We start from the raw sequence: 21,140 nt of genomic DNA, 5'->3' as shown, positions 1-21,140 counted from the left end.
ACGAGAGCTGAGTTTCGCTGGAGAGCGGTCAGCCCTCCCGCGCAACGCAAATGGGGTTACCACCAGCTGTTCTGAGCGGGAGCAAGGTCTTTTCAACAGGTCCGTTGTGTTCGTACCAGTAGCATCCGTCCTCTTCGCGGAACCGGGCTGTCGCAAGGTTTTGACCTGGGCCAGCCAACTCTAGGACAGCCTCTGGCAGATTGCCGATGTTTTGGGTTGCGTTCTGACCCGTTGTGTCACATGCGCCAAGCAGTAGAGCCCCGATAAGCGCAGGTCCAAGTCGTCTGACATATTTCTGAATTTGCATAAGTTTCTTGTCACCTTTCTGCGCCGATCGCATTCTCGTCGATTGGTTCTTGGTAGACGAGCCTGCCCTTTACACTGAGAAGTCTACACGAGCCAAAATACATCTTGAACCTCTAGCGACTGTAGGGGTTACGGTCCAGTCAAACAATGATTCTGGAGACAGTGAATGACTGCCGACTCAGAAACTGTGGCACCTGAAGTACACTCAGCTGATGGAGCCAAATCGGAAACATGTGTAAGCGAACATGCCTGCTGTGGCGGGAGCCCTTCAAACGAAGAGTCTGGAGCCCTGCCACAAAATGGGGCGGGCCGGAGTTTTCAGGTCAGCGGTCTCGATTGCGCAGAAGAGGTGGCGATCCTTAACAAGGTCGTCGGACCGAAAGTCGGCGGGGTGGAACACCTGGCGTTCGATGTCATCAACGGACGTATGATCATACTCGAAAGCGCCAAGGCAGCGTCAGACAGTGAGATCACCCAACTGGTTGCGACCACGGGTATGAGTGCGAAGCCCTGGGATGCCGAGAACGCATCAGAGGGTCAACTCGCGCATCTGGCCCGTCAGCGCCTGTTCACCCTGCTGAGCGGTGGCTTCTGGGCGGCGGGGTTTCTGTATCACATCGCGGAAACGGGCATGGGTGGTGCGATTGGTCTCTTTTCCGGCCATGGCGAGGCAGCGATGCCTTTGGTCGAAGCGAGTCTTTTTGCTATCGCGATCCTGGCCGGCGTATGGCTTGTGGCCCCGAAGGCGTGGTCATCTGCGCGGCGCGCATCGCCCGACATGAATCTCCTGATGGTTGTCGCAGTTGCCGGGGCCATCGGCCTCGGCGAGTTCTTCGAGGCGGCAACGGTCGCGTTCTTTTTCTCTCTCTCGCTTTACCTTGAAAGCTGGAGTGTCGGACGCGCAAGGAACGCTGTCTCGGCTTTGCTCGACCTCGCGCCACCGACAGCGAGGGTTGTTTACGAAGACGGTTCGGAAGCGGATGTTCCCGCGTCTGCCGTTTCCATCAACGCTCATTTCGTGGTGCGCGGCGGCGACCGCATCCCGTTGGATGGTGAGGTTGTGGATGGGGCAGGAGCTGTCGACCAGGCCCCAATCACCGGAGAAAGCGCGCTGGTACCAAAGGACGTGGGCGACGAGGTTTACGCGGGTACGATCAATGGTGAAGGCACTTTGACTGTGCGCGCCACCAAGGCAGCCTCGGACACGGTGCTCGCCAAGATTATTCGCATGGTGGGTGACGCCAACGCCCGCCGCGCACCCGTGGAGCAGTGGGTGACGAAATTTGCGCGTGTCTACACGCCCATCGTGATGGCGCTCGCCATCGCCATCGCGGTGCTGCCACCGCTCGTCTTTGGTGGGGCCTGGGATTACTGGTTTTACAACGCCCTTGTCCTTCTGGTGATCGCCTGTCCCTGTGCGCTGGTCATTTCGACGCCCGTCTCCATCGTCGCCGCGCTCACAGCCTCGGCCCGCGCCGGGGTGCTCATCAAGGGCGGCGCCTATGTTGAAGCACCGGGGCGCACCTCAGCCTTGGCGATGGATAAGACCGGTACGATCACCATGGGCGAACCGGAAGTGGCCGCAGTGTATCCGCTCGGGAATGCATCGACGCAGGATCTGATGAGCTTGGCGGCGGCGCTCGAAGCGCGATCCTCCCACCCTCTCGCGCGCGCCATCCTTGCACGAGCAGAGGCCGACGGTCTTGACGTATCCGCGGCAGAGGACACGCGGACCGTGCCGGGGCGCGGGCTTGAGGGCAGGGTAGGGGACCGCGCGGTCTGGCTCGGTTCCGACCGGTTTGCGGAGGAAAAAGGGTTTGGTATGGCCATTCCGACAGACCTCCGGGATCGGATCGAAGGGGCCGGCAGCACGCTGGTAGCTGTAGGTGATGAAACCGGGGTGACGGGTATTCTGGAACTGCGTGACCGCATCCGCTCCGACGCCAAGGAAATCGTGGCACGTCTGCACGCCCAGGGTGTGAACACCATCGTCATGCTGACAGGCGACAACGAACGCACTGCACGTGCAGTCGCGGCAGAGGTCGGCATCGACGAAATACGCGCAGAGCTTCTGCCCGAGGACAAGGTGACGGCCATCGAAGAACTTGTCGAAGCGCACGATATGGTTGCCATGATCGGCGATGGGGTAAACGATGCCCCCGCCATGGCACGGGCGCATTATGCCATCGCGATGGGCGCAGTTGGCTCAGATGCGGCGATCGAGACGGCGGACATTGCCCTAATGACCGATGACATTGGCAGGGTGCCTTGGCTCATCAGCCATTCCCGCCGTGCGATGTCGATCATCCGTCAAAACATCGCAATCTCGTTGGCAACCAAGGCCGTTTTCGTGGTGGCGACCGCGTTTGGGATGGCATCGATGTGGGGGGCCATTGCCGCAGACGTTGGCGTGTCGCTGCTGGTGGTAGCAAATGCGTTGCGCCTACTCAAAACCAAGCACCACACCTCTGACCCGCGCGGTGGGCAGACAATTGGGGAAAACATGGCCAGCGGAGCGATCGCCCACGGCCACTAGTAAGCCTCCGAAGAGGGGTAAGGAGGGAAAAGTGCGATTACTTGAACGAACGGAGGCGTTCATCCGTGCCGCAGGGGTCGTGACTGCCTGGCTTACGGTCGTCCCAATTGCGTTCTTCACTGGGCTTCAAATGCTCGACCGCAAATTGCAACTCGGAGTGTCAGCGATTCTTCCGGACCTTTCTACATCAATATTATTCATCCTGATATTCATGACATTTGGATTTACCTATCTCCGAGACGGCCATGTCCGTGTGGACGTCTTTCGGCGAAACTGGACGCAACGATTCCTGGCCTGGATCGAACTAGGTGGCTGTCTTTTCGTGCTCCTACCTCTCGCGGTCATTCTTACTTACTATGGATGGGACGGTTTGATGCGGACAACCAAGTACGCAGAGCTGGACATCTGGGTGCGGCGCCTCGCCGCTGTGGCCGGTCCTGCACTTCTCGGTCTCGCCGGTCTTGTCGTGAGTTCACGGAATATCGCTTTCCTTCGAGGGCGGCGCGACCAAATCGCACCGCTCTCTTAAGAAGACCATCCCCATGGAGACTGAGTTTCTGACGGTTACCATGCTGGGGCTCTTGGGCCTTGGAGTATTCAGCGGATTTCCGGTTGCGCTTGTACTCACCGCAACTGGATTTCTGGCCTTCATTGCGGCCGTCTGGATAGGCGTTACCGATTTTGGCCATCTGGGCCTGATCTATCTGCGGGTGCGCGGCATTCTGACAAATGAAGGCGTACAATTCACCAGTGTGCCACTGCTGATCTTTCTGGGGTTGGTGTTGAATGCCAGTGGTATTGCCGCGACCTTGTTTAGGACATTGGGTCATGTTCTGAAATCGGTACCAGGGCGATATGCAATCGCGACTTTGCTTATCGGCCTTATCCTTGCGCCTGCCGCTGGCGTCATCGGAGCATCTGTCGTGACAGTCGCGTTGGTGGCCTATGCGCCAATGTTGCGATCGGGGTATTCGGCCTCGGTAGCGGGATCGGCAGTGGCGGCCTCAGGTGCGCTTGGTGTCGTCTTTCCGCCGGCTGTTTTGCTGTTCTTCGTCTCTAACGTTTTTCAGCTAAAAATTGCATTAATGTACACAGCTCTTGTCGTGCCGGTCCTTCTCCTTGTTTCGCTCTTTTCAATCTACTTCGGAGCCACACTTCGCAAAACCATCGATGTCTCTCTGCCAGCTGCCGATAAGCCAACGACTCGCGATGTCCTCTCTGTGATGATCGCCATAGCTGTCATTGCGGCCATCCCTCTCAGCATCGTAGGCGGGATCGCGACGCTTTCGGAGGCCGCAGGTATCGGCGTTTTTGGCAGCCTGTTGGTCATGGCGTTTCGTGGTCGCATGACGCTGGATCGTCTCAACAAGACAATTGTGCAGACTGCATCCATGACATCCATGGTATTTTTTATTGTCGTTGGCGCAGCGATATTCTCGCTCAGCTTCAATCTCCTGGATGGCCGGGAAGTCTTGCTGGAGTGGATCACTGGATTTGAGATGGGTCGTTGGATGACGCTGACGTTGTTGCTCGGCATTATCCTTGTACTGGGGTTCGTCTTCGACTGGATCGAAATTCTCCTCGTGCTTCTGCCGATATTGCTGCCCGTATTCGGGCAGTTGGATTTCTCTGATCATGTTGGGTCGGAGTACTTTTCGCAAGTATGGCTGGCCGGCCTCATCGCTCTCGCCCTCCAGACGTCATTTCTGACGCCTCCCTTCGGCTATGCCTTGTTTTTTGCTAAGATGGCAGCGCCTCCGAGCGTAAATCTCGCGGACATCTACAGGGGTGCCGCACCACTCGTTGTAATCGAAGTTTTGCTCATTGCACTGCTGGCGTGGTGGCCAAAACTGATCACCTGGCTTCCGGAATTCGTCCTGGCAGGGTCTGATACACCTATGTTCAACTGACTTTTCGTGGTATTCAGATGATTAATAATGAAGGACAAGCCGAGCAGTTCCTATGAAACGACGTCTGTTTCTCGCTGGCTTCATGGCCACTTTTTTGGCCGGATGCGCCAGCAAGTTTCGTACGTATCGCGGGCCAGAGGTGACCCGTTTGCGATTATACAAGGGTCAGCGCTTGCTTGTACTCGATGGTAATGAGCGCGTATTGCGAACTTTCCCAATGGGCCTCGGCTTTGCACCCGAAGGTCATAAGCAGTTTGAAGGGGACGGGCGCACACCAGAAGGCTCCTATGTAATTGACAGGCGAAATCCTGAAAGCCTGTTTCATCTTTCCATTGGGATCTCGTACCCCAACGAGGCGGACATCGCATTTGCAAGGGCGCAGGGTCGTTCGCCCGGCGGCGATATCTTCATTCACGGTGGACCACGCCCAGGTATTGATCCTACGGACAAGCGGGATTGGACAGCAGGATGCATTTCGGTCACCGACCGGGAGATCGAAGACATCTACGCCATGGTCAAGGACGGGACACCCATCGATATCTACGCTTAAACCGAAGGCCTCGGATCGGTTTTCGCTGAGTTGGTTTACGCAAACCGCCGTCTGAGCGCCACGTTGATTGCCTCGATGGTGATTACCATGGCGATCACGGCCAAGGTCACGCTTGCCGCCTTGTCGTACTGAAACGACCGCACATACGTCTGGATGTAGAACCCAATCCCACCTGCACCGACGATGCCCAGGATCAGCGACTCGCGCAGGTTTAGTTCGAACCGAAAGATCGTGTCGCGCGCGACGACGGGTGCCATTTGCGGCCAGATTGCGTGCCTGAGTCGCGCTAGCGGTCCCGCGCCAGCACTTTCCAGTGCTGCAATCGGCGCGCGGGATACACTGTCGATCGCTTCGGCATAGAACTTTGCGAGCATGCCGGTCGCGTGAATGGCAACCGCGATGATGCCAGGCAGAGGGCCAAGCCCAACAGCGCCCACCATGAGCATAGCGACAAGGATCAGCGGGACCGCGCGAATGAGGGCAAGCAAGGTGCGGACGGGACGAAAGACAACCGAGGAAACCATTGTTTCGGATGCGAGTATCCCGAGCGGTACGGAGAGAAACACCGCGCCCAAGGACCCCAGGATCGCGATGCGCAATGTTTCGGCGCTACCTTTCACGATTTCATTCATGACGGTTGTATCGGGCGGCACCATACGGCCGAGGAAGTCGGCAATCCGGGGGCCTGCTGACAAGAGACGCGACAGTTCGACGTCGGTCGTCAGAAAGGACCAAAGGATCGCGCCAGCAATGAGGACGCCGGCAGCAAAACTGCCCAACCCGCGCGACCTCATCAGCTGACCGCCCTGAGGCCGGTACCGGAAGGGATCCCAGCCTCGCGATAAAGCTCGGCCGTTGCGGTTTCACTCAGGTCGTTAACCGCGACGTCAAAAGCAATCCGCCCATCCCGCATGCCTAGAATACGATCCGCAAAGCGTCGGGCGAGGTCTGGCTGGTGTGACGAGAACATCACGCTCGCACCCCGCGCACGTACCGCTCCGGTCAGCAAAGTCAGGATCTCGGTCGCGCGTGCAGGATCGAGGTTGCTGATCGGTTCGTCAGCAAGGACTAGGCGAGGTTCCTGTGCAAGACAGCGCGCTATGGCAACGCGTTGCCGTTGCCCTCCGCTGAGGCTATCGACCCGGCGCTCTGCCAGATCCGCGATGCCGCAATCCGCCAGGGCGGATCGCGCAAGTTCGAAGTCTCTAGAGGTGGGCCTCCAAAGGACCGCGCGCAACGGCGACATGCGGCCAAGGCGTCCGTTCAGTACGTTGCGCAGCACCGAAGAGCGCTCGACCAAGGCAAATTCCTGGAACACGAAGCCGGTGTCGGGCCGTCGGGCGCGTGCGGGCGGATGATCGGGGTCAAGGGGTGCCCCCAGTACTGCCGCGCGACCGCGCCAGCCGCGAAGTCGCCCATCGAGCAAAGTCAGCAATGTGGTCTTGCCCGCACCGGACGGACCCAGCAAAGCAATACTCTCGCCTTCAGGCGCAGCAAGAGAGACATGCTCCAACGCACGAAGTTCTGCACCCGGATGAGCGTAGCTGAGATCATCAATTTGAAAGGCGGATGTCATCCCAGCAGCCCATAGCGCCGCGCCATGGCGCGCACCCCTTCATAGTTGGCTGTATCCGCTCTGACATATCCATCAGGTCCATAGAGATAGCGGAGAAGGTCGCGGTTTTCCGGCGCGTTAAGCTGCAACATCGCGTCGACAAATCGCGCGCGAAGCCCTGCATCGAGTCCGGGTCGCGCGATAACCACATGGCTGGGGATCGCATCGCTTTCTGCGATCCAGGTCACCTGGGCTTGTTGTTCGGGGCTGAGTAGGAGATCGGCGTACTGGCTCGCGCCCGCGGCGTCGACAAGGCCCTCGGCCATCGCCTGCATGGCCTGCTGATAGCCACCTGCAAAAAACACGCGGCCAAAAAACGCGTCTGCATCGTTCGGTGCAGCGATCAAACCTGCGTCTACGAATTCGGCAAGGGGATAGAGGTAACCCGACTCCGAAATGGGATCAGCGAACGCAATGTCTTTGTCACGGAGATTGGCAAGCGTCTCGATCCCGCTGTCGCGGCGCACGAAGATGCGACCTGTATAGCTTGGTGCGTCACGGTAGACTTCGGACAGGAGCGGTACCGCACCGATCTCGGCCTCGGCCAGCACGAAGGGCAGGGCGCCCATGAACGAGATATCGGCGTCGCCGTTGCGAAGCGCTTCGACGGCTGCAGCGTGATCGATCGTCACAAAACCCTCGACTGGAACACCGATTTGATCGGCGAGCCAATCGGTGATCGCCGCAATGTCGCCAAGCAACTTGTCCGGATTTTCTTGCGGTATGAATGCGAGGCGTAGGCTCGTCTCTTGGGCCGTAAGAGGTGTTCCCAGAGACAACGCACCCGCGGCAGACAGGGCCAGCAATGATCTGCGATTCAAACGGACTTGCATCAAAATGCCCTCGCTTCGAGTGTCAGGGCCTCGGCCTTGAATGCCGTCCAGTTTGCCTCTGCGGTGTCCCAGTCCACTGCGCGCACGGCCGCGCCAACCTGGTTCAACCGCTCGGCAAGCGCATAGACGTCCGGGCGAGCAGATAGATTGGACATTGTACTTGCGTCAGCCGCAAGGTCCGCCCCGACTGTGTCGACCAAGAGAAGGATGTGTTCTGCGTCCCGGCGGGGTAGCAGCGTGTCCAGCGTCGACGCGAATGTCGTCAGTTCAGCGAAAGCGAGCCGGAAGGGCGTATTCTCGGCATCGAAGGCCTCATAGGGTTCGTCCGCTGCGCCGATGGTTTCGAGATAGGCGGTCAGGTCTGCTTGGTCAGCCTCCGTGAGGCCAAGCGATTTTGTGTCGTTGAACCAGTCCACGACACTGGCAAGTGTCGGCAGCGAACCATCGTGAAAGTAAGGTGCGGTATAGACCGTTCCAAGAAGCGTGGGCGTATCGAGGGCACCTGAGCGCGCGCCCGAATAGCCCGGAGCAACCGATCCGATATCATGCGCCTGCCGGTCCAGGAAGTTGCCGCTTGGCACATGGCAGCTGGCACAGGACCGGTCGCCGAGCCCCTCGAAGTTTTGGTTGAAAAGGATTTCCCCGCGCACCGCCGCATCTGTGGCGGCCTCGGTCAACTGGCCGTCCGTTGTCAGCATGGCATTTGGAAGAAAATCGAATTCCTGCATATAGGCGACCAGTGCATCCAGCATGAAGGGTGTTGGTTCCGCGCCAGCAAATTCGTTGACGATCACATTGCGCGTAAAGTCGCGCAGTGATGCAAACCGACCGTCCCGGCCATAGGGTCCGGTAAACCGCAGGCCGCGCAGGCTGGGAATATCGAGCGGATCGTCACGCCGGTCGTTGAAAATCGGATTGAAGAAGGCGCCGTCGACATCGACGGCACCGGGCTGATGACTGGCACCCGGAATGAAGAGCCGCTGATTGATGTCCGACCGATTGTGGCAGGTCGAACACGCGATCCCAAGATCCTGCGCGGGTCCACCGAATATCTGGGCACTGTCGAAGAGCATGTCGCCGTAGGCGATGAGCGGCAAGTCCGTCTCGTCGATTCCCTGTTCCTCGAAGTTGAGGACAAGCAGCGGTAAAGGGTCCTGATCAAAGATATCCGCCCCCGGTGGAAGGCTCGGCGGTAAGTCGATGTCGCGACCACTAAGTATGGCCGTTTCAGGCAATGGAGTAAGCTGTGGCCTTGGGTCGAAGTCGCCTAGCAGGTAATTCTCAGCGAGATAGCGTGAGATGGTTATCCGTGCAGCGTTCATCGCTTCTCGGTCAGCAGGTGTCGCTCCTGCGCCAAGGACTCCGGCGGAGCCTGTGCTGTTGTTTAGCTCCAGCCATGCACGGCCAATTTGGCGCGCGGCCTCGGCGTCGGCTGCGGCGACGCCATCTGCAAAAGCGCGGTAGAGTTCGCGCGCGGTTTGTACGGCCTGCTTCGCGGTGGCTGGATCGTCCGCGTTGAGCGCGCGGTCCAACTCCTCTTCGATTCTGTGCGCGATTGTTTGCGTCGAGGCTTCGAAAAGGGCCTGACGATCTCGTCGCGCAATCGCGTCCAGCACGGGTTCCGCACCGATGTCACTCTTCGCGTTCAACCATGCAAGCGCGCCCAAGGGAAACTCTGAGTTGTGATATGGATCGGACCAGGCAGCTTCGACCTGGCCCCAGGGGATTGGCTCCAGATTGCCCAGAAACAGCGTGAGCCGGTAAGCGGCCGCCTCTGGCAACCAAGGGGCTTCCCTTGCCGGCGTTGCATGGGCTGGCCCAAGTGCGCCGATTACACCAATCCACGCCGCAGCCAGCAAGCCAAAGAACTTTCCAATCACTATGGCCTCCAGTCTAAAAGTTAGCCGTGTCTAAATTATCTACCCAAAGCAAACAAGTTGTCAATTGTTCAGGGAGAAGGCAAAGTCCGGATATGACGAAGCCGCAATCACATGACAGTGAAACCATTCAACCCGTGGAACGGGCTCCGGAAGCGCAGGCGGAAGGTTTTGCGATCGTGCGCCAAGCGCATGAAAGCGAGATGGCAGAGGATTACGTCGAGCTGATTGCGGAGTTGATTGAAACCCGAGGAGAAGCGCGTCCTGTCGAAATTGCCGAACGATTGGGTGTGAAGCCCCCAACCGTCACGAAGAACATCTCGCGATTGAAATCGGCAGGTTTGGTGCAGCGTGAGCGCTACCGCGCAATTTTTCTGACTGAGCAGGGCCGGGCGTTGGCCGAGGCCTGTCGTAGACGGCACCGGATTGTGGTTGCATTCCTTCTAAGCCTCGGAATCGACGAGGAAACTGCAGAACGTGATGCGGAAGGCATCGAACATCATGTGAGCGACGAAACGCTGGCTGCCTTCGAAAAAGCTATTGGCAATACTACCCAAGAAGGCTGAGGCTGGTCAGTCGACCAGCCGCAGGATTTTCATTTAGGGTTACGCTGGACTAAACAACCGTTGTGTGAACAGACCGCGTTGCTTGGTGTCGCGCAGCAATTTTGCTCCCGCAAGGACGGCCAAGTCAGCCACTGGTTCCACCAGCACAACGAGCAAATAGGCCGCTCCGAAGCTGGCCACAGCAGACATGTTTTCAGCACCAAAGCCCTGACCATATAGTGCCCAGAAAGCGACCCATGCGATCACGCCACCTTGGTAGGCGAAAGACAGCTTGAGGACTTCACTGTAGTTGCAGTCAACAAAAGCCTTCTGTTCCGGAATGATGCGCTTGGCCAAAGCGTCAATGGCGAAGAGCGGGAAGAGCAACGTGGTGACGTTGACAAAGAACATGGGCATGTCGGTTGGCGCGAAGAACATACCTTGGACTAGCAAACCGCCTGCTAAGCCGACCGCTGCTGGTCCAGCGCCAAGAAGTAGCAGAATAGTTGTCCCTAGAATGAAGTGAACTTCCGAGATGCCAACGGCAAAGTGCGGGAAGACTTCGAAAAACAGAAAAACCGCTGCGACAGCAAGAACGCTGCGGACGCCAAATGAGACAGCCGAGTGTGATTTCAGGTCGTCGGCTGCAAGTTTGAGGGAGTAACCCCCTGCAGCGGCTGCTGTGCCATAAGCGAGGACCATTTTTGCGCCGTCCACGACGCCGGGTTCAATGTGCATATCAAGTCTCCTTGCCGTCCTTCCTGACGACATTTAGTGCCGAACTTTCGGCGTTGCGTTGGCGGCAGGTCTCCTGGCTCGCGGTTCAACGCGCCCCCGGACCTTCCCAACACATGTGTCAGTGGTGCAGTTTCGGGCTTGCTCGCCGCTTACAGTTGCAGGGGCAGCCGAGGTTTCTCACCCCGTTCCCTTTTCAATCGAGCGCCCTAAACACTCGATCACCGCGAAAAATAGCTAGGCACAAATTCATTGGCTTCGTCAATGGAGCGGCTCTCTTGGACTTCAATTTTTCGAACCAGAGCATAGCGAAAGTTTGACACCGTCCAGTCAATAGACTGCCGTCAAATCACCTCCGCGGTTCGGTCCGACACCCATTCCACAACATCGGCGCGAGCAGAAGCAACCCGACACCGCCGACTACAAAAATGTCCGCCATGTTGAAGGCCGGCCAGTGCGCGGAGCCAAGGTAGAAATCGAGGAAATCCGTCACGGCCCGGAACCTGAGGCGGTCCACAACATTGCCGAGCGCGCCTCCGATGATCGAACCGTAGGCAATTGCTTCGATGCGGTTCCGTGTGCGAAGCATCATGGCAGCGAGCCAAGCACAGATGGCGAGTGCAAGGACCACAAGGCTCCACCACGGCGCACCTCCGAGAAGTCCAAAGGTCACGCCATCGTTGCGGTGGAACTAAGATCGAACCCTGGGACCACCGACACCCCGGCATTCAAGACGCTCGCATTTGATACGACGATAGCCTTCGTGACCTGATCGACCACGAAAGCTATGAGGGCGGCAAGGACCCCGATGGCTGGTTCTCCTTTGAACGCACGCATTGCGTCACCCAACCCAGACGTCGGCAATCAGCGCGAAGTTTGCGCCGTGGATTGTCAGACACATATGACCCATCCTGAACGTGCTCAGCTTTCTGGATAGCTCGCATAGACCGAAGTCGAACCATCCTCGTGGATCAAGTATACGTCGTAGGCCTCGCGGTCGTCTTCTGGCCCCATGCCGGGCGAGCCATAGGGCATCCCCGGAACGGCGAGGCCGACGGCGTCCGGTCGCTCATTGAGAAGGCGGTGGATGTCAGCGGCCGGGACATGGCCTTCGATCACGTAACCTTCGACGAGCGCGGTGTGGCAGGAGACCATGCGCTGCGGAACTCCGTTGTCGAGCTTGAAGCGAACGAGAAGGCCACCAAACATGTCCTGACCTGTTGGTGCGAAGCCGTTCTCTTCGAGATGATTCATCCAGGACAAACAGCAACCGCATCCATTGGTCTTGCGGACGTCAATTGGGGTTGCCTCCGCGAGAGCCTGCGCCGCTGGTAACAGGGCGAGCGTGATGGCAAGAGCTTGGGTCATGCGTTTCATGGGTCAGAGCCTTTCGGTTGTCGTTTCGGCAATCTCGCTGCCGAGGTTTTCATTCAGAAGCGCGCGCGCCTCGGCCAGACGCAATCGCGCGGCTGTATCATCCGCTTCGCTCTCAGCCGCTTCGGCAAGTCTGTCGTCAGAGAGGGGGTCAGTAGGGCGCCCATCCACGAGGACTTCGTAGTGCAGGTTCGGACCTGTCGCCGTGCCAGTCGCGCCGACGCGGCCGATCACATCCCCCGCTGCAACGCGTTGGCCTTGTGCCAGACCCTCCGGCACGGCGCTGAGATGCGCATAGCGAGTCATGGTGTCCGAGCCGTGGGCGATTTCGACTACGCGACCATAGCCGCCCCGCCAGCCGATAAAGCTGACCCGTCCCGGTGCCGTCGCTCGAACCGGCGTTCCGCTTGCCGCCGCGAAATCGACACCTGTGTGCATCCGGACATTGCCGTAGACCGGGTGCGTACGGCGGCCAAATACCGAGCTTAATCGCGCCCCTTCGACAGGCTGTGCAAAAACGCGGAGAACGGTGCCATCGACGTAGATCGTGGCCTGACCACTTCCGTTTTCCGGCCAGACAACCTCATAAAGTGCGCCGCCGATCTCCAGCGATGCAAAGGTCAGTTCCGGCTGGCCGATCCTGTCCTCGCCAACACGGGCCTCACGCCACAGTAGCCGAAGTGTTTCTCCGCCGGTCATCTCACGACGAAAGTCAACGGTTCCACCCAGCATCTGTGCCAGATCGACAGCGAAGCGGGCGGGCATTCGAGCGTCTTCGAGCGCGGCGAAAAGCGAGCTGTCGATCACCGCTTCGCCGGCCAATGTTATGAACTCGGGATCCGGGGTCACGACCTGCGTGGCTAACTCTTCGCCAAAGATCGCCTCGATCCGCACACCGTCCTCGACGGAGAGCGCGACGCTGCGCGGGCTGCCGTCCATCGTCGAGACAACGGTGACCGAGTGCCCCGGCCTAAGTCGCCTCAGATCATATTCCGCGCCGAGAGCCAGAGCGACCTCGGTACGATCGGTCGCTGAAAGACCTGCTTCTTCAAGAACGATGTCGAGCGTCTCGCCGGTGGCGATCTCGCGTGACCAGTTGGTGAGCGGAGGTTCTATCGTCGGTAAGAAAGTATCGGCCATCGCAACCTCCAGACGTGGCATCGACAGGACTGGTATTGCGGGCTCCGCCCGTGGTTGCGAAAACTGCGGTATTTCCCTTTCAACAGGCGCGGGAAGCGTGAGCTGGGGTGGTGACCATGTGGTTGCAGCAGCCAGACCTGGGGGAACCGGATCCTTTGACCAGATGTTCAATATTACCAACCCGCCCACCGATAGGATTGCGAAACCTGCCGCGATTGTTCTAATTCTCATGTTGCCCCCTCAGTTCGTTTATTCAGCGCACGCCGGATTTTCGGCACCGCGAATTCCCTCGGCTCATGATAGTCGATCATGGTGGTGAACCGGCCTTCCGCGTCGAACAGGAAAACGCTGGCAGTGTGGTTCATGGTGTAATCCCCGCCGTCGGTCGGCACCCGCTCATAGCGTGCGCGAAAGCCTTGTGCCGCACGCGCGATTTCCCCTTCCGGGCCGGTCCAACCACGGATCGAAGGATGGAAATAGCTGACATATTCGGCCATTGCCTCGACCGTATCCCGCTCGGGATCGACGGTGATGAATACCACGTTCATTCCCTCTGTTTCTTCGCCCAAATCATCGAGCCAGCCGGAAATATCCGACAGCGTCGTGGGGCAAACATCCGGGCAATAGGTAAAGCCGAAGAAGACTATCGTCGGGCTGCCGATCAAGGTTTCGGGTCTAACCTCGTTGCCCTCGTGATCGGAGAGGCGAAATTCCATTTCGGATAGAGCCACGGGTCGCAACCCGGTCTGTTCGGGCGCTCCGGGGCCATCAACCTGCCACCACCCAACAACAAGTGTCAGGTTGATCGCTGCAATGCCAGCGGCAGCATACTTGAGGGCCGTGCGCTGGGTCATCAGCCCTCTGGACCGCGTGCAGCAATACTCAGAATTGGAACCTTGACCATGATCTCACCGCCGTCCGAGAAGTCGAGTGTCAAAGAGAAGCTTTCTCCCTCGGCCATCGGTCGCTGCAAGCGCATCAGCATGGCGTGCAGGCCGCCCGGTTCCAGCGACACAGCTTCACCCGGTGCAATCTCGATCTCGCCTGCGGGGGCCATTGAGCTGACACCTTCGGCATTTGTGGATGTCTGGTGAATATCAGGCATCATCGCCAAATCCGTGCGGAGACCGGTCAGCGTCACAGCCTCGTCGCCTGTATTGCGGATTGTCATATACGCGGCCCCCGGACGGTTTACGCCGATTGACGCGCGCGCCCAGGCATCTTCGACGACAACGTCCTCCGAACCAGCGAACGCAGGTACAGCTGCGCCCGATGCGAACATGAGGGCGGCCATCAGGCCATAGACTACTGTCTTCACGTTGATTTTCCTTTTTTCTCATGCGTCAACTGTTGGCCGCCGCGACTTCAGCTGCCACCAAACGGCGCAACTCCGCTTCGCCGAACGGATCGAGCGGTTTGCCGTTGACGAAGAACGTAGGTGTTCCTCGGACGCCGACGGCTTCCACATCTGCTCGATCCTGGTTGAGAACGCCGGTTGTCTGTGGCGCGAGAAGTTGCGCCTGCGCTGCCTCCGGATTCAGTCCGGCAGATGCTGCTATCCCGATCAGCAACTCTGGCCGCATACCGCCGTGCCTTGCCCATCGTGGTTGATCTCGCAGGACAGCCTCCAATACAGGTTCGAAGACGCCTTGCATGCGCGCGGCCTCAAGAACGCGGATGGCTACTTCCGAGCCCTCACCGTGAAACGGCGTGTAGCGGATGACGACGCGCACGGCATCGCCATGCTCAGCCATGATGTCCTTCACAATAGGATGAAACGCCCGGCAGGCCTCGCAGGCGGGATCGAAGAACTCGACGATGGTGACGGGCGCGTCCTCCGGACCAAGAATGGGAGAGTATGGCCGGATCAGCGCCTCTGCGCGTTCCGGAGCGATGGTTTCTGTCTCCGATGCCGGGGCAGGGCGGTTTACATACCAAGTTGCTCCGCCGAAAGCGGCGGCACCTAGGGCTGCTACAGAGAGAATAAGGCCACGACGGTTCATGCGTGTTTGTCCTTTAACGAAAGAGCGGACAGCGCCGCGATTGCGGCAAAAGCAACAAGCGCCATCAGCGGGATTGGGACGCCAAAGACCAACTGGTTGTCGTCCGTGCAGGAAGGGCCGCTTGCGGTGCAGGGTTGAATCCGTTCCGGGATAACACCGACATAGAGACCCATATGCCAGAGCGCGACAGCGGAACCGCCAATCGCAAGCGCGACCCCGTACCGCCCCACGCGATCATCGCGCCACCAAAGGCCAAGCCCCAGCACGATGGCCAGTGGAAACATGAAGGCCCGTTGGAACCAACAGAGCAGGCAAGGTGTCTGCCCGAGCACCTCGCCGATGAATAGAACGGCGAGCGATGCGATGAGAGCGATCGCCCAGGCCAGCCCGAGGGCCGTTTCTCCGTATATGCGGTTCATCTTGATCAGAGCCTCTCTCTTAGATCGGCGAGGATCTCTTCGGCAGGAGTACCGTAAGCCCAGGAGTCTGCGAATCCCGCTTGGGGATCGAACAGGAACAGGTGCGATGTGTGGCCCATTGTGTAGCCATCTGGCGCGGCGGCCTCTTCGATCCGCTCAAAGAAGATCGGAAAGGTCTCGGACGTCTCTGCAATCTGCTCCGTCGTGCCGGTCAGCCCGATGATGCCGGCATTGAACAAGGGCACGAACTCGGCCAGCGCATCTGGTGTGTCGCGTTCAGGATCAATCGAGATGAAGATCGGCTGTATTTTCTCCGCATCCGTTCCCAGGTCTTTCATGACGGCGGCAACTTCGGCGAGCGTCGTTGGGCAAACATCCGGACAGTTTGCAAAGCCAAAAAAGACGAGCATCCATCGCCCGGCGAAGTACTCATCCGTCTGTACCATCCCACGATGATCGGTCAGTTCGAAATCAGCATAAAATGCAGGGTCAGAAGCGTTAGCGTCGGTGTCAGTCGAAGGTTCAAAAAACTGGAAGGCCGCAAAGGCAAGAAGCGCTGTGCCTGCCAGACCCCACAATACTTTCTGAATAACTGAAAGACGCACGTTGTTCCGCCTGTTTGATTCTTGATTTTGAGCCGGGTTACATCCTCTAGCTACTGTAGGTTCAAGTGGTTTTCTAAAGAGCGCGCCAGAGATCGCCAAAACGTGATTTCCGCGGTTGCGCCACGAGTGAGACAAATCTACATTCACTAGAGGATTAACGGGGTTTCGACATGCTCACAATTGGGACTCTTGCGAAGAGAACCGGCACCAAGGTTCAGACTATCCGCTATTATGAGCAGATCGGCCTGATGCCCGAACCTGGTCGGACCGAAGGCGGGCAACGTCGCTATGGTGACGCTGAGCTTGATCGCCTCGCATTTATCCGGCACAGCAGACAGTTGGGATTTCCGCTCGACGCGATCCGGGAGTTGCTTGATTTATCCGACGCGCCGGACCGGCCCTGTCACGAAGCCGATGAAATCGCACGCCGACAATTGAAGCTCGTTGAGCAGAGGATGGAGCGGTTGAAAGCCCTTCGTGCGGAATTGAAGCGCATGGTGAAGGAATGTAGCGGCGGAAATGCCGCGCAATGCCGTGTCCTTGAAGTGCTCAGAGACCATTCTGAGTGTCTGACCGAGCATGATCAGATTGGCGCTTGACTAAGCGCAGCAGACTTTTCGAAGTTTTTACTTGAAGCTACAGTAGCTGTAGCAATTATCTCCATCCTCGAAAGATTCGAGGAGACCCATCGTGGCACATAAAGACCCATTGCTGACGGCAACCCCGATCCTGGATTTTGGGGCGGCTTCCATCGCACGCCTCATCGATGGAAGGGGTTGGAATGATTTGACTGACACCGACAAGATCGGAGCTGTCTATGACTTTGTCCGCAACGAGATCGTATTCGGCTATAATCGTACCGACGACGTTCCAGCGTCCGAGGTACTGTCCGATGGATATGGTCAATGCAATACCAAGGGCACGCTGCTTATGGCGCTCCTTCGGGGTGTGGGCATCAAGTGCAGGATCCACGGGTTCACGATCCACAAGGGTCTTCAGCGCGGTGTTGTGCCGGAACTGGTCTACCCGATTGCGCCCGAAGAGATCCTGCATTCGTGGATCGAGGTCGAACTGGACGGTAAGTGGATCAACCTCGAAGGCTTCATTCTCGACAGCGGCTTTCTAAAGGTTCTGCAATCGACGTTTGCTGACCGCGATAGCCTCTGCGGCTACTGTGCCGGAACGGATTGCCTGAGCGCGCCGCCCGTCGAATGGACCGGGCAGGACACTTACATCCAGAACACCGGGATCGTGCAGGATTTTGGAACCTTCGACACGCCCGACGCCTTCTACGCAGAGTATGAGCAGAAGTTTGGTCGTTTGCGGGGGTGGCTCTATCGCAACATCATCCGGCACTGGATGAACGCGCGTGTGCGGGCCTTTCGCGCGGGCCGTCTGAAACCCGACGCCTCAATTGCGCATCAGCATGAGGGAGAGACCCATGCCGCATGATCACCATGGCCACAGCCATGCCCATCTTGATCCCTCAAGCGGGGACCGTCGCGTGGCGATAGCGATTTGGGCCAACGGCCTCCTGACCGTCGCCCAGATCGTAGGCGGCATCTTCGCAGGCTCACTCGCGCTGATCGCGGATGCGCTGCACAACTTCTCGGACATGGCCGCGCTCGTCATTGCTTTCGCGGCCCGAAAGATCGCGCGACGGCCCGCTGATGAGCGGATGACGTTCGGCTACGGCCGGATCGAGACCGTGGCAGCCTTGATCAACTACACGACGCTGATCGTGATCGGTCTTTACCTGGTCTACGAAGGTGGCATCCGCCTGTTTGAACCGCCAGAGGTTCAAGGGTGGACAGTTGTCATCATCGCGGGGCTGGCACTGGTCATCGACGCCCTGACGGCAGCGCTGACCTATTCGATGCAGAAGGGTAGCCAAAACATACGCGCATTGTTCCTGCACAATCTCTCAGACGCTTTGGCCTCAGTCGCCGTGATCGTCGGCGGCACGCTCATTATCCTCTACGACATGCGTTGGGTTGACCCCGCGATCACGATTGGGATCGCGATATACATCCTGTACTTAGCATTCGCTGAGATTGGTGGCCCGATCCGGACGCTCATGCTCGGCAGTCCGCCGGACATTGACGGAGGAGAAGTGGTGACAGCGCTGCGCCAAGCAGATGGCGTGCGCGACGTCCACCATGTGCACTTGTGGCAGATGGAAGAGAATGCACCGGCGCTCGATGCCCATGTCGTCGTTGAAGACACCGCATGGGACCGGTTGGAGCAGATCAAGGCAGAGCTCAAAGCGCGAATTGGCGCAGAATTCGGTATCGCTCATTCCACTCTGGAGTTCGAACGCAATGGCGCTTGTGACGCCGAGGTTCCACTGTTCGGTCATGATAAGCACCAAGGTCAATAGGTCTGAGATGTCTGCCGTGCTCTCCATCATCGGTCTTTTGATTGCAGCGGCAACTCTCGGTGCGCTGGTTTGGTCGATCGCTTATCCTGCGAGACGAATATGGCCACCGAAAGCCTACAGTGTCTGGACGCCGGTCCTTGTTTGGGTTCCCACCTTCGCATTGTTTGGGACACTCATTGCACTTGGAGTGATTGGCTGGGGCCAAATGGAGTTGCCGGCTTGGTTGCGATATGGTTTGGGCATCCCAATCGTCGTCTTGTCGAATATCGTGGTTTGGAGTGCTGTCCGAAGATTCGGAATTGCTCAAACAGGTGGTGCCGAGGGAACGCTAAAGACAGACGGCCTTTATCGCTACTCTCGCAATCCGCAATATGTTGCAGATGCCTTCATGATTTTCGGGTGGCTCGTGCTATCCTCTTCTACAGCGGCGTTTATTGTTGGCGCGACCTCGATCTTCGCTCTACTCATTGCACCCCTTGCCGAGGAAAGCTGGATGAAAGAACGCTACGGTCGGGCGTACGAAGCTTATATGAAAGCGACACCTAGATTCGTCGGGATGCCAAAAGCAATGCCCGCAAAACACGAATAAGCTGGCAAAAGGCCCAAAACGCGACCGTTACCCAATGGTCAGGACCAAGCCTTCCAAAACTGAGAGCGGCGGGATATGCAGATTTTCCGGTGCGGGTCCTTTGCGGATCCGTCCGGCCGTATCGTAGTGGGACCCGTGACAGGGACAAAACCAGCCGCCGAAATCGCCCGCGCCATCGCCAAGAGGTACACAACCAAGATGTGTGCAGACGCCGATCATAGCGATATAGGCCTCATGCCCAGGGAGAGCCCTGTTCTGATCAACCGCAGTCGCATCAGCCGACGCGTTCGGGTTTCTGGCATCTGAGTCTGGCAGATCGGACAGTTTTTCCGATAAGGCCTGCGCTACTTCTTCTTCTGTCCGATGCCTTATGAAGACAGGCTTTCCGCGCCATTTGACGGTCAACTGCGAGCCCGGAGCCAAATCCGAGATGTCGACACGGATTGATGCCAGCGCTCTGACGTCCGCCGAGGGTTTCATCTGGTTAGCAAGGGCCCAAACCGCAGCGCCGACCGCAACTGCACCAGTTCCGACCGTGGCATAATATAGAAAGTCCCGTCGGGAGTTTTGGTCCGATACGTCCGTGACCTGCTCCCCTTTGAGTCCGCGTTTATAATCTAGCTCTGCTCAGGGTTTGGTCCTCTTCTGACCTTTGGTGATACTCCCGCGGTGTGAGCCCGTCGAGGCTCGAGTGTGGCGGTAGTGGTTGTAGTCGTCGCGCCATGCCGCAATCAGATGGCGGGCATGGCGCAGGGTTGGGAAGAGGTACTCGTTCAGGCACTCGTCCCGCAGGCGGCCGTTGAAGCTTTCGACGAAGCCGTTCTGCATGGGCTTGCCCGGCGCGATGTAGTGCCATTCCACCCGGCGACCCTCCTGCCATTTGAGCATGGCGTTCGATGTCAGCTCGGTGCCGTTGTCGCTGACCACAAGGCAGGGATAGCCACGCATCTCGGCGATGCGATCCAGTTCACGGGCGACGCGGTGTCCGGACAGCGAAGTATCGACGACCGTGGCCAGACATTCTCGGCTGAAGTCGTCGATGACACACAGGATGCGGAACCTGCGGCCATCGGCTGGGGCATCCGACACGAAGTCGAACGACCATCTCTGGTTCGGTCCCTGCGGGATCGTCATCGGCGCCCTGGTCCCGATCGCCCGCTTGCGTCCGCCCCGTTTACGGACGGTTAATCCCTCTTCGCGGTAGAGCCGGTAGAGTTTCTTCCAATTCACTTCCCAGCCCTCCCGCTTCAGCAGGATGTGCAAACGACGATAGCCGAACCGCCGCCGCTCGGAGGCCAGTTCCTTCATCCTGGCCCGCAGCTCCGTGTCAGCCGGACGCTTCGCTTTGCGCCGATACACACGCGGATCGATTCCGGCCAAGGCACAGGCCCGCTGTTGCGAATAACTCCTCTCTTTCATGGCTCAGTCCACCGCTTTCCTCCTCGAACCGGGCCTCAGAAGTTTTTTCCGAGCATCTCTTTCAGCGTGGCGACGTCCAACATCTGCTCGGCCAGCATCTTCTTCAGCTTCGCATTCTCGGCTTCTAGCGTCTTCAACCTCTTGGCGTCAGCAACCTCCATGCCGCCATACTTCCGTCGCCAGTTGTAGAAGGTCGCATCGCTGATCCCGTGCTTGCGGCACAGTTCGGGCGCGCTCATGCCAGCCTCGTGCTCCTTCAGGATGCCAATGATCCGCGCTTCGCTGAAACGGCTTCTCTTCATCG

22 protein-coding genes, 3 pseudogenes and 1 riboswitch are annotated in these 21,140 nt (G+C 58.4%); of the genes and pseudogenes, 9 read left to right on the top strand and 16 right to left on the bottom strand.

Annotated elements, in window-relative coordinates:
* Positions 1-28: 28 nt before the first annotated feature.
* Entirely contained in the window at positions 29-307 is a 279-nt protein-coding gene (locus tag ACVC7O_RS22760) for a hypothetical protein (protein ID WP_458326493.1), read from the bottom strand.
* Between the two features lie 165 nt (positions 308-472).
* Between ACVC7O_RS22760 and ACVC7O_RS22755 the strand changes: the two genes are divergently transcribed.
* From ACVC7O_RS22755 to ACVC7O_RS22740, 4 genes are read left to right on the top strand one after another with little or no spacing between them, the layout of a single operon-like run.
* Positions 473-2,842 (top strand): heavy metal translocating P-type ATPase, encoded by a 2,370-nt coding sequence (locus ACVC7O_RS22755; protein WP_458326410.1) that lies wholly within the window; start codon positions 473-475, stop codon positions 2,840-2,842.
* Positions 2,739-3,371, top strand: a complete 633-nt coding sequence (locus tag ACVC7O_RS22750; protein ID WP_458326409.1) for a TRAP transporter small permease subunit — start codon at positions 2,739-2,741, stop codon at positions 3,369-3,371. The genes ACVC7O_RS22755 and ACVC7O_RS22750 overlap by 104 nt, the downstream gene beginning before the upstream one ends.
* Before the next feature lie 13 nt (positions 3,372-3,384).
* Positions 3,385-4,752 (top strand): TRAP transporter large permease subunit, encoded by a 1,368-nt coding sequence (locus ACVC7O_RS22745; RefSeq protein ID WP_458326408.1) that lies wholly within the window; start codon positions 3,385-3,387, stop codon positions 4,750-4,752.
* A gap of 52 nt (positions 4,753-4,804) precedes the next feature.
* The gene (locus ACVC7O_RS22740; protein ID WP_458326407.1) at positions 4,805-5,302 is read left to right on the top strand and encodes a L,D-transpeptidase family protein; all 498 of its coding nucleotides are present in this window, start codon (positions 4,805-4,807) and stop codon (positions 5,300-5,302) included.
* Positions 5,303-5,337: 35 nt separating this feature from the next.
* Here ACVC7O_RS22740 and phnE read toward each other — a convergent pair whose 3' ends face one another.
* The 4 genes from phnE to ACVC7O_RS22720 are packed head-to-tail and all read right to left on the bottom strand — an operon-like array spanning position 5,338 to position 9,630.
* Positions 5,338-6,096 carry a phosphonate ABC transporter, permease protein PhnE gene (gene phnE / locus ACVC7O_RS22735; RefSeq protein WP_458326406.1) on the bottom strand — a complete coding sequence of 253 codons (759 nt, stop codon included), beginning with the start codon at positions 6,094-6,096 and terminating at the stop codon, positions 5,338-5,340.
* Positions 6,096-6,878: a phosphonate ABC transporter ATP-binding protein gene (locus tag ACVC7O_RS22730; protein ID WP_458326405.1), complete on the bottom strand. Its 783-nt coding sequence runs from the start codon at positions 6,876-6,878 to the stop codon at positions 6,096-6,098. The genes phnE and ACVC7O_RS22730 overlap by 1 nt, the downstream gene beginning before the upstream one ends.
* On the bottom strand, positions 6,875-7,750 hold the full coding sequence (locus ACVC7O_RS22725; RefSeq protein ID WP_458326404.1) for a phosphate/phosphite/phosphonate ABC transporter substrate-binding protein: 876 nt from the start codon (positions 7,748-7,750) through the stop codon (positions 6,875-6,877). The genes ACVC7O_RS22730 and ACVC7O_RS22725 overlap by 4 nt, the downstream gene beginning before the upstream one ends.
* Positions 7,750-9,630 (bottom strand): cytochrome c peroxidase, encoded by a 1,881-nt coding sequence (locus ACVC7O_RS22720; RefSeq protein ID WP_458326403.1) that lies wholly within the window; start codon positions 9,628-9,630, stop codon positions 7,750-7,752. Before ACVC7O_RS22720 ends, ACVC7O_RS22725 begins: the two co-directional genes overlap by 1 nt.
* 92 nt (positions 9,631-9,722) lie before the next feature.
* Between ACVC7O_RS22720 and mntR the strand changes: the two genes are divergently transcribed.
* Positions 9,723-10,193, top strand: coding sequence for a manganese-binding transcriptional regulator MntR (mntR, locus tag ACVC7O_RS22715; protein WP_458326402.1), 471 nt, complete (start codon positions 9,723-9,725; stop codon positions 10,191-10,193).
* A 39-nt stretch (positions 10,194-10,232) separates the two neighbouring features.
* Here mntR and ACVC7O_RS22710 read toward each other — a convergent pair whose 3' ends face one another.
* The 9 genes and pseudogenes from ACVC7O_RS22710 to ACVC7O_RS22670 form a co-directional block, all read right to left on the bottom strand.
* Positions 10,233-10,910, bottom strand: a complete 678-nt coding sequence (locus tag ACVC7O_RS22710; RefSeq protein ID WP_458326401.1) for an energy-coupling factor ABC transporter permease — start codon at positions 10,908-10,910, stop codon at positions 10,233-10,235.
* Between the two features lie 46 nt (positions 10,911-10,956).
* A riboswitch (cobalamin riboswitch) is annotated at positions 10,957-11,151 on the bottom strand.
* A gap of 105 nt (positions 11,152-11,256) precedes the next feature.
* Positions 11,257-11,744: pseudogene (gene lspA, locus ACVC7O_RS22705) on the bottom strand (signal peptidase II).
* 84 nt (positions 11,745-11,828) lie between these two features.
* The gene (locus ACVC7O_RS22700; RefSeq protein ID WP_458326400.1) at positions 11,829-12,284 is read right to left on the bottom strand and encodes a DUF411 domain-containing protein; all 456 of its coding nucleotides are present in this window, start codon (positions 12,282-12,284) and stop codon (positions 11,829-11,831) included.
* A gap of 3 nt (positions 12,285-12,287) precedes the next feature.
* A complete protein-coding gene (locus tag ACVC7O_RS22695) occupies positions 12,288-13,442 on the bottom strand; it encodes a M23 family metallopeptidase (protein WP_458326399.1) in 1,155 nt (384 codons plus the stop codon).
* A gap of 206 nt (positions 13,443-13,648) precedes the next feature.
* Positions 13,649-14,275: an SCO family protein gene (locus ACVC7O_RS22690; RefSeq protein WP_458326398.1), complete on the bottom strand. Its 627-nt coding sequence runs from the start codon at positions 14,273-14,275 to the stop codon at positions 13,649-13,651.
* On the bottom strand, positions 14,275-14,703 hold the full coding sequence (locus ACVC7O_RS22685) for a copper chaperone PCu(A)C (protein WP_458326496.1): 429 nt from the start codon (positions 14,701-14,703) through the stop codon (positions 14,275-14,277). The genes ACVC7O_RS22690 and ACVC7O_RS22685 overlap by 1 nt, the downstream gene beginning before the upstream one ends.
* A 61-nt stretch (positions 14,704-14,764) precedes the next feature.
* Complete coding sequence (locus ACVC7O_RS22680) at positions 14,765-15,424, bottom strand: DsbA family protein (RefSeq protein ID WP_458326397.1); 660 nt, start codon at positions 15,422-15,424, stop codon at positions 14,765-14,767.
* A complete protein-coding gene (locus ACVC7O_RS22675) occupies positions 15,421-15,843 on the bottom strand; it encodes a disulfide bond formation protein B (protein WP_458326396.1) in 423 nt (140 codons plus the stop codon). The genes ACVC7O_RS22680 and ACVC7O_RS22675 overlap by 4 nt, the downstream gene beginning before the upstream one ends.
* A gap of 5 nt (positions 15,844-15,848) precedes the next feature.
* The gene (locus ACVC7O_RS22670) at positions 15,849-16,412 is read right to left on the bottom strand and encodes an SCO family protein (RefSeq protein ID WP_458326495.1); all 564 of its coding nucleotides are present in this window, start codon (positions 16,410-16,412) and stop codon (positions 15,849-15,851) included.
* Between the two features lie 206 nt (positions 16,413-16,618).
* Between ACVC7O_RS22670 and ACVC7O_RS22665 the strand changes: the two genes are divergently transcribed.
* From ACVC7O_RS22665 to ACVC7O_RS22650, 4 genes are all read left to right on the top strand, one after another.
* Complete coding sequence (locus tag ACVC7O_RS22665) at positions 16,619-17,047, top strand: MerR family transcriptional regulator (RefSeq protein ID WP_458326395.1); 429 nt, start codon at positions 16,619-16,621, stop codon at positions 17,045-17,047.
* 91 nt (positions 17,048-17,138) lie between these two features.
* Positions 17,139-17,900, top strand: coding sequence for a transglutaminase-like domain-containing protein (locus tag ACVC7O_RS22660; RefSeq protein ID WP_458326394.1), 762 nt, complete (start codon positions 17,139-17,141; stop codon positions 17,898-17,900).
* Entirely contained in the window at positions 17,890-18,828 is a 939-nt protein-coding gene (locus ACVC7O_RS22655; protein WP_458326393.1) for a cation diffusion facilitator family transporter, read from the top strand. Before ACVC7O_RS22660 ends, ACVC7O_RS22655 begins: the two co-directional genes overlap by 11 nt.
* 7 nt (positions 18,829-18,835) lie before the next feature.
* Positions 18,836-19,417 (top strand): methyltransferase family protein, encoded by a 582-nt coding sequence (locus ACVC7O_RS22650; protein ID WP_458326392.1) that lies wholly within the window; start codon positions 18,836-18,838, stop codon positions 19,415-19,417.
* A 27-nt stretch (positions 19,418-19,444) separates the two neighbouring features.
* Here ACVC7O_RS22650 and petA read toward each other — a convergent pair.
* Together petA and ACVC7O_RS22640 are read right to left on the bottom strand one after the other, a co-directional pair.
* Positions 19,445-19,981 (bottom strand): annotated as a pseudogene (gene petA, locus ACVC7O_RS22645) (ubiquinol-cytochrome c reductase iron-sulfur subunit); the annotation flags it as partial.
* A 46-nt stretch (positions 19,982-20,027) separates the two neighbouring features.
* A pseudogene (locus ACVC7O_RS22640) lies at positions 20,028-21,138 on the bottom strand (IS3 family transposase).
* Positions 21,139-21,140 lie beyond the last annotated feature (2 nt).

The sequence above is a fragment of the Roseobacter cerffii genome (assembly GCF_054226325.1).
Note: the sequence above shows the minus strand (reverse complement) of the source record. Positions and strands in the feature narration are given on the sequence as shown.

Bases quoted from the DNA above. Each gene is read 5' to 3' on its own strand.
- ACVC7O_RS22760 (WP_458326493.1), bottom strand. From the start codon at position 307: ATGCAAATTCAGAAATATGTCAGACGACTTGGACCTGCGCTTATCGGG.
- ACVC7O_RS22755 (WP_458326410.1), top strand. From the start codon at position 473: ATGACTGCCGACTCAGAAACTGTGGCACCTGAAGTACACTCAGCTGAT.
- ACVC7O_RS22750 (WP_458326409.1), top strand. From the start codon at position 2,739: ATGCGTTGCGCCTACTCAAAACCAAGCACCACACCTCTGACCCGCGCG.
- ACVC7O_RS22745 (WP_458326408.1), top strand. From the start codon at position 3,385: ATGGAGACTGAGTTTCTGACGGTTACCATGCTGGGGCTCTTGGGCCTT.
- ACVC7O_RS22740 (WP_458326407.1), top strand. From the start codon at position 4,805: ATGAAACGACGTCTGTTTCTCGCTGGCTTCATGGCCACTTTTTTGGCC.
- phnE (WP_458326406.1), bottom strand. From the start codon at position 6,096: ATGAGGTCGCGCGGGTTGGGCAGTTTTGCTGCCGGCGTCCTCATTGCT.
- ACVC7O_RS22730 (WP_458326405.1), bottom strand. From the start codon at position 6,878: ATGACATCCGCCTTTCAAATTGATGATCTCAGCTACGCTCATCCGGGT.
- ACVC7O_RS22725 (WP_458326404.1), bottom strand. From the start codon at position 7,750: ATGCAAGTCCGTTTGAATCGCAGATCATTGCTGGCCCTGTCTGCCGCG.
- mntR (WP_458326402.1), top strand. From the start codon at position 9,723: ATGACGAAGCCGCAATCACATGACAGTGAAACCATTCAACCCGTGGAA.
- ACVC7O_RS22710 (WP_458326401.1), bottom strand. From the start codon at position 10,910: ATGCACATTGAACCCGGCGTCGTGGACGGCGCAAAAATGGTCCTCGCT.
- ACVC7O_RS22700 (WP_458326400.1), bottom strand. From the start codon at position 12,284: ATGAAACGCATGACCCAAGCTCTTGCCATCACGCTCGCCCTGTTACCA.
- ACVC7O_RS22695 (WP_458326399.1), bottom strand. From the start codon at position 13,442: ATGCCACGTCTGGAGGTTGCGATGGCCGATACTTTCTTACCGACGATA.
- ACVC7O_RS22690 (WP_458326398.1), bottom strand. From the start codon at position 14,275: ATGACCCAGCGCACGGCCCTCAAGTATGCTGCCGCTGGCATTGCAGCG.
- ACVC7O_RS22685 (WP_458326496.1), bottom strand. From the start codon at position 14,703: ATGTTCGCATCGGGCGCAGCTGTACCTGCGTTCGCTGGTTCGGAGGAC.
- ACVC7O_RS22680 (WP_458326397.1), bottom strand. From the start codon at position 15,424: ATGAACCGTCGTGGCCTTATTCTCTCTGTAGCAGCCCTAGGTGCCGCC.
- ACVC7O_RS22675 (WP_458326396.1), bottom strand. From the start codon at position 15,843: ATGAACCGCATATACGGAGAAACGGCCCTCGGGCTGGCCTGGGCGATC.
- ACVC7O_RS22665 (WP_458326395.1), top strand. From the start codon at position 16,619: ATGCTCACAATTGGGACTCTTGCGAAGAGAACCGGCACCAAGGTTCAG.
- ACVC7O_RS22655 (WP_458326393.1), top strand. From the start codon at position 17,890: ATGCCGCATGATCACCATGGCCACAGCCATGCCCATCTTGATCCCTCA.
- ACVC7O_RS22650 (WP_458326392.1), top strand. From the start codon at position 18,836: ATGTCTGCCGTGCTCTCCATCATCGGTCTTTTGATTGCAGCGGCAACT.